Source organism: bacterium, from assembly GCA_009926305.1.
Classification (GTDB): domain Bacteria; phylum Bdellovibrionota_C; class UBA2361; order UBA2361; family RFPC01; genus RFPC01.
The window spans coordinates 1-5,453 of the sequence record RFPC01000114.1; the positions used below are offsets into that span (position 1 = coordinate 1).

A 5,453-nucleotide genomic window follows, 5' to 3' on the forward strand; every position below is an offset into this window, starting at 1 on the left:
ATCCTGCCATAAAATAATTGAATAATAAGAACCAAAAAAAAACGAAAAACGAAATTAAAAAAACGATTTTTTACAAAAATTCAAAAAATGTAGAGGAGCCTGTGATACTCTTGCACAGGCTCCTGATACTATCAGAGGCTAAACATCTCCAGGAAAAGATCATCGAGATCTCGATCCTTATTGTGTTGGTCGATCATGTTTCGAGCTTCAATGAGTGCAGCCTGTTGCATCTTAAGCTTCAGGATTTGATCGCCAATGTAGTGAAGTTCGTTGTTGATCTCCACGCGATCCATGCCGTTCACTGCGGTGACAGTGTGCTTCATGCCGTTGATGGTGATGGTCTTGTCGGTGATTGCGGCCATGGTGCGTTCCGTGTTGACTCCCATAGTCTAGCCTCTCAGAGGCGTCTCTGTGGCTCTGTGAGACTGTTCTGGGTCCAGTTCGGTGACTGGCATAAGGTACAGCGAAAAATACGAAAAAACGAAAAAAATACGAAAAAAAGGAGAGATTTCTCTCTCCTTTTTATGAGCCTGTGATACTGTGAAACCTACTCTCTATCCTCCTCGATTACAATAACCTCATGATCTTCGTTCAGATACTCAGTGCGGATGATGTATGGGCCAGTTTGAACCTGACCGATAATGTAGGCAGCAGCAAGTAATTCAATCATCGGAGAATGCGGTGGCGAATGTCAACGAAAGACTGGACCTCATAAGACTTAAAGTACCAAATGTGATTGTTGGTATCTTTGAAAGTCCAGTAGAGTTCTTTAGTTTTTATGTCGTATGTTTGAGTAAGATGCATCAGAGAAGACCCTCCTTCACGAGACGATCATAAAGAACAGCAGCAAGTGCACCACAATGGGGACAAGCTTTTGCATACTTGATCTTAGACTTAAGGCTGTACTTTTGTGGTGTATTGTGATGCTTACTGTAGACAAACTTGTAGCGATGAACAGAAGAAATCAGAGTCAAAAGTTGACGCTTTTCGAGATCTTCTCCGGCCATCTTGTAGATGGGAATGAAATAACGATAGTCTCCGATCGCATTGCAGCGATTCAGACGATCGACGATCAGCTTAGCGCCACCACCGCCGAAGTATGGTGTCAGCTCCACCATCAGGAAGGCCGAGAACGGCGCGAGAGCGTTGCTGGTGGCCTTGGTAGACTGTTGGGCCTGCTGAGCCTGGACAGCTGCCAGAGCCTCTTGCAGCGTGGTCAGAGACTCTGCTACAGTGGCCAGTTGTGCGGTGATGGCTTGAAGGTCAGTGTTCATTGGGGTGATTCCCTTCGACTCCTTAAAGATACCCCAGATTCGGGACTGATCCAGCCGCCTTGTGCCAGTGATTCAACTGGTTGCCGCGGCCACAGCTGGCTCTGCTGGCTGCTAGAATTATGTCAACAACCAAGAGAGAGCAAGAAGCTCGATGACGATCAGTAAGCCACAAACATCCTGCCATGAAATAATAAGAACAAAAGAATAAAAAAGAGAGCAATTATGCTCTCTCTTATGACTAGCTAGTACCGTGAAGTAAGAACAGGATCGCCCGAGTCGTATTCTATATCAATGATTTCATGATAATCTCCGAAAGAACATTTTTCGTATGTAACAAATGAGACTGTTTTCATTCTTTCTTCTTCAGTCATTGCGGAGATTTTCTCCGCCAGTTCATTCCAATTCATCGTGATTCACCCGCGAATCATGCAGTATTCTTTGCCGATGCGTTCTTCACATCGACCAGTGCGAACTCCTCGCTCTTGAATAAGTTTAATCTCTGCCTTAAGTGCAGGATCAGTAACAACAACAGTTCTGCGACCTTTACATAAGATAGCAGTGCCATTGTCGGTCTTGATCTTAGTTTCGCCCGATTGTTTGATAAGATCAATCAAGATCTGTTGATCCGATTCAAGTTCAGCCTTAAGCTGTTCAATTTGAGCCTTCTTGGCTTTAATGTCAGAGACGAGAGTGTTGATGGCAGGCATGGTGGCTGTCCGGTTGACTTGATCAGTGTAGCATGGCTGGGAGGCTACTGTGAGCCTCCCTGGAGAGCTTCAGGCAGCCTTAAGCTTGCAGAGCATGGCTTCCACATCCTGAAGCCTGGACTGCGCTTCCTGGACATTAGGAGCGCCAATGCAGCCTAGTTCTGCATCAAACAGCGAATCTCTCCAGTCTATGCGACTGCTCTCCAATGAATCCACAAGGATCTTAAGCTCTTGGTCTGTCAGGGTGATGGTGGCCATTGGGCTCTGTCCGGTTGACTTGATCAGTGTAGCATGGAAGGACTCAGCTGTCCAGGCTGATGGCTCTCAGCTCAGTCTCCAGGAAGCGGATCAGCTCAGCAGTCTCATAACTAGCGATCCGCTCATAAGTGTTCTGCGATCCGTTAGCACGAATAGAGTCCCAGTAGCGGTGCAGCGCCAACAGCGCAAGCTTAGCGTCTCTGGCGTCAAGTGTGATGGTCATGGGCTCTGTCCGGTTGACTTCATTATGATACATCAGGATTTCATGGCTGTCATGTGGGTCTTGTGCCAGTGCTAGAACTGGCTGGAACTGCCACAGTGGAGAGTCTGCCGTTGCTAGACTATGGTCACAAGAGAAGAGGAGGCCACGAAGGCCGATGACGATAAGTAAGCCACAAACATCCTGCCTTGAAATAATAATAAGAAATAATAAAAAAGGGAGATTGCTCTCCCTAAATGATCACATGTTCTGGAAGAAGTAGTTATCTTCCTCCCAGTAATCGAAACGCATTGCACTATCCCAGGTTGCCTGATAATCTATCACAATCCAGCTGGGAATTTGAGTATCTGAGAAATTAGCTACCATTTCCTCGGTAAAGTGTGCCTCGCTGTCGTATTCTCCCATGTAAGCTTCCTCAAAATCATCGAAATTGCCGATGTTTTCATAATAAATCTCCAAGGCTTCTTGAGGATAATTCTCACAAAGCTCCAGGAACTTTTCTTCCTGTTCTTCATCATCGAACTCTAAATGAGTTTCGGTTTCTTCTTTAATGCGCTGGCTTTTCCATTGTGGAGTCTTAGCCTCAATCAGTGCCTCATAGAAGGCCACATACGATGCCTTGCCGTCAGGCTTGACATAGCCACAGGCGAGCACGATGTCGGTGCGTGTGGCGTTCTGGGCCTGCAGTTCGGAGACTTTGGTCAGAAGGTCGGATCCGGTGAGCATTGCTCTGTTCCGTTTGGGACTCCCATAGTATGAAGCCACCAGCCAGCCAGATCCAGCCACCTTGTGCCAGTTGTCAAACTGGTTTCTTCTGGCCAGGATCAGCTCCATTGGCCGCTTTATCTGCTAGACTACTAACAACAAGAGAAGAGGAGGCCACGAAGGCCGATGACGATAAGTAAGCCACAAACATCCTGCCTTGAAATAATTGAATAATAATAAAAAAAGGATCTTAAGATCCTTGTTATTCTTATGATTGTTCCATTTCTTGTTGTGTAAACTCATTGTAAAGTCGATAAGCTCGATCGCGAATCAATAGACAAGATTCTTTATTAAGGTCAGATCGCTCACCGCGAATCGCCGCAAGAGCAAGATCACCCCAACGGATCATAGAATCGCTCAATGCTGCTCGTACCCAATAGGCATCAGCTGCATCGACTTCAAAGGTGACAGTAGTGTTGGCCATTGGTGCTTGTCTTGACTACTTCTATATGATCCCATGGATTCTCAGAGAAATCAAGCTTATTGTGACAGTAAAAAAGTGGCACACCACCATCGCCATAAGGTCGGTCTAGGTCTTATGATTGTATCAACAACCAAGAGAGGCTACGAAGGCCGATGACGATAAGTAAGCCACAAACATCCTGCCATAAAATAATTGAATAACAAAAATCAAAAAAAACGAAAAACGAAATTAAAAAAACGATTTTTTCATATTTTTTGAAAAATCTAGAGGAGCCTGTGATACTCTCACACAGGCTCATGATACTCTAGATCTTATGGACGCCAAGCATCAGGGAACACATCTTTAATGTAATTCATCACATATTGTTGTTCTTCTGTGGTTTCTAGATCATCATAAGCATCCCACCAATTACTACCAACCATCCAAATATCAGTAGGATTTGATTCACCATGATACTGTATGCCATCGATTTCTTCACACCAATCACGAGAATGTAAGGCGTTTTCGATTTCAGTGGCTGCCTGAACCAATGACTTACGATCGTAACAGTTCTTATGTAGATACTCTAGACACTGATCAATAAAAGTCTCAGCCAGAGAATCCAGTGTAACAGTGTTGGTGATGGTGGTTGTCATGATGAAAAAAAACGGATTTCCAACAAAAATAGTCTACAGGAGATTTCCGAAAAAATCCCCTGTAGGAGCCAGTTAAACGAGTGTCACACCATCACAAGGGTAGGTGCTTTCTTGACACTGAAGCCCATTAACGCATTACACTCAATGGACATACCTTCAGTGCCAAACTCCTGGATCACCTGCCAGGTTTCGTGTTCCTGCTTGATGATCACTGCACCAGTGTAATCATCATCCCAAAGCATACCATTGTAGATCCCACAGGCATACCCGATCGTAGAACTTACCGCTTTCTGGTTGAAGAAACCGTGCTCATTCTCACCGAAGCCGATGATTTTGTAGAGTGTTTTCATTGGGCGTTTGCTGATGACTTTTATAGTATGGGGCAAGATGGGGGACTTTGCAATCCCCCTTGTGCCACTTGTCAGACTGTCGCAGGTGCCAGACTAACTTCAACTCTCTTAATATTCAATCCAGAAAGTTGATCCATCACACGCTCACTGATAGTCTTTGTCGGTTCTTTTAAGCGTGATTTTTCATACCAAATGGTTTTGCAACCATCATAAGTCTCAACCTGAATGCGAATGGTTTTCATGATCAATTACAAAAAAGAGAAACTAATGGTGCTCGTTGAGAACAAGTCAGAAATCGATATTGATAACTGACATCAGCAATCACAATGACTGCAATACAACTCAAAAATGCAAAAAATGGTTTCACCGTTGATAAAAAATCAGAACTGTGTGTTTTTGAAATTGTATTGAGAGGGCACGGTAATTGCTTTTACATCAACCTTATGTCCCTGCTTCTAGTTGTCAGGGTGGTTGAAAACCGCCTTTGTTTCTTCCCTCTCAACTTTCATAGTATGGCAGGGATCTTATGAGAACACAAGATCCCTTGTGACAGTTCTACATGCGTCAGTCCTGGTGATTTACGATTTGGTCTTCAATTTGATTCGCAAGTTCTTCCATAAACTCACGATCTTCACCATCTTCAAACTGTGCATTGTTTCGCACAATTCGCATCAGAAAATCAATCTGTTCGTCAGTGAAGTGATACTGTCGGAGTAAAAAATCTAGAACTTCTTGTTGAAGGAGAGTTTCAGTCATTGATGATGTCTCGTGAACAAATGTAGTATTGCAGGGATCTTATGAGAACACAAGATCCCTTGTG

General features: G+C 44.3%; 11 protein-coding genes. 1 reads left to right on the forward strand and 10 read right to left on the reverse strand.

Features of this window, described 5'->3' with window-relative positions; genetic code table 11:
- Window positions 1-131: 131 nt before the first annotated feature.
- The 9 genes from EBR25_12150 to EBR25_12190 form a co-directional block, all read right to left on the reverse strand.
- Window positions 132-386, reverse strand: a complete 255-nt coding sequence (locus EBR25_12150) for a hypothetical protein (GenBank protein NBW41736.1) — start codon at window positions 384-386, stop codon at window positions 132-134.
- Between the two features lie 417 nt (window positions 387-803).
- Window positions 804-1,274 (reverse strand): hypothetical protein, encoded by a 471-nt coding sequence (locus EBR25_12155; protein ID NBW41737.1) that lies wholly within the window; start codon window positions 1,272-1,274, stop codon window positions 804-806.
- A gap of 413 nt (window positions 1,275-1,687) precedes the next feature.
- The gene (locus tag EBR25_12160) at window positions 1,688-1,981 is read right to left on the reverse strand and encodes a hypothetical protein (protein NBW41738.1); all 294 of its coding nucleotides are present in this window, start codon (window positions 1,979-1,981) and stop codon (window positions 1,688-1,690) included.
- A gap of 69 nt (window positions 1,982-2,050) precedes the next feature.
- A complete protein-coding gene (locus EBR25_12165; GenBank protein NBW41739.1) occupies window positions 2,051-2,239 on the reverse strand; it encodes a hypothetical protein in 189 nt (62 codons plus the stop codon).
- 43 nt (window positions 2,240-2,282) lie between these two features.
- Window positions 2,283-2,495, reverse strand: a complete 213-nt coding sequence (locus EBR25_12170) for a hypothetical protein (protein ID NBW41740.1) — start codon at window positions 2,493-2,495, stop codon at window positions 2,283-2,285.
- 204 nt (window positions 2,496-2,699) lie between these two features.
- Window positions 2,700-3,293, reverse strand: coding sequence for a hypothetical protein (locus EBR25_12175; GenBank protein NBW41741.1), 594 nt, complete (start codon window positions 3,291-3,293; stop codon window positions 2,700-2,702).
- Between the two features lie 139 nt (window positions 3,294-3,432).
- Window positions 3,433-3,648: a hypothetical protein gene (locus EBR25_12180; protein NBW41742.1), complete on the reverse strand. Its 216-nt coding sequence runs from the start codon at window positions 3,646-3,648 to the stop codon at window positions 3,433-3,435.
- 311 nt (window positions 3,649-3,959) lie between these two features.
- A complete protein-coding gene (locus tag EBR25_12185; protein NBW41743.1) occupies window positions 3,960-4,283 on the reverse strand; it encodes a hypothetical protein in 324 nt (107 codons plus the stop codon).
- Between the two features lie 83 nt (window positions 4,284-4,366).
- Window positions 4,367-4,633: a hypothetical protein gene (locus EBR25_12190; GenBank protein NBW41744.1), complete on the reverse strand. Its 267-nt coding sequence runs from the start codon at window positions 4,631-4,633 to the stop codon at window positions 4,367-4,369.
- 326 nt (window positions 4,634-4,959) lie between these two features.
- On the opposite strand from EBR25_12190, the gene EBR25_12195 reads away from it, so the two are divergent.
- A complete protein-coding gene (locus EBR25_12195) occupies window positions 4,960-5,163 on the forward strand; it encodes a hypothetical protein (GenBank protein NBW41745.1) in 204 nt (67 codons plus the stop codon).
- 34 nt (window positions 5,164-5,197) lie between these two features.
- Here the strand turns inward: EBR25_12195 and EBR25_12200 are convergent, their stop codons facing one another.
- Entirely contained in the window at window positions 5,198-5,389 is a 192-nt protein-coding gene (locus EBR25_12200; GenBank protein ID NBW41746.1) for a hypothetical protein, read from the reverse strand.
- Window positions 5,390-5,453 lie beyond the last annotated feature (64 nt).

What these genes read in the sequence shown, in the direction of transcription:
- EBR25_12165 (NBW41739.1), bottom strand. Translation starts at nt 2,239, where the DNA reads ATGGCCACCATCACCCTGACAGACCAAGAGCTTAAGATCCTTGTGGAT.
- EBR25_12150 (NBW41736.1), bottom strand. Translation starts at nt 386, where the DNA reads ATGGGAGTCAACACGGAACGCACCATGGCCGCAATCACCGACAAGACC.
- EBR25_12190 (NBW41744.1), bottom strand. Translation starts at nt 4,633, where the DNA reads ATGAAAACACTCTACAAAATCATCGGCTTCGGTGAGAATGAGCACGGT.
- EBR25_12200 (NBW41746.1), bottom strand. Translation starts at nt 5,389, where the DNA reads ATGACTGAAACTCTCCTTCAACAAGAAGTTCTAGATTTTTTACTCCGA.
- EBR25_12185 (NBW41743.1), bottom strand. Translation starts at nt 4,283, where the DNA reads ATGACAACCACCATCACCAACACTGTTACACTGGATTCTCTGGCTGAG.
- EBR25_12175 (NBW41741.1), bottom strand. Translation starts at nt 3,293, where the DNA reads ATGGAGCTGATCCTGGCCAGAAGAAACCAGTTTGACAACTGGCACAAG.
- EBR25_12180 (NBW41742.1), bottom strand. Translation starts at nt 3,648, where the DNA reads ATGGCCAACACTACTGTCACCTTTGAAGTCGATGCAGCTGATGCCTAT.
- EBR25_12195 (NBW41745.1), top strand. Translation starts at nt 4,960, where the DNA reads ATGACTGCAATACAACTCAAAAATGCAAAAAATGGTTTCACCGTTGAT.
- EBR25_12155 (NBW41737.1), bottom strand. Translation starts at nt 1,274, where the DNA reads ATGAACACTGACCTTCAAGCCATCACCGCACAACTGGCCACTGTAGCA.
- EBR25_12160 (NBW41738.1), bottom strand. Translation starts at nt 1,981, where the DNA reads ATGCCTGCCATCAACACTCTCGTCTCTGACATTAAAGCCAAGAAGGCT.
- EBR25_12170 (NBW41740.1), bottom strand. Translation starts at nt 2,495, where the DNA reads ATGTATCATAATGAAGTCAACCGGACAGAGCCCATGACCATCACACTT.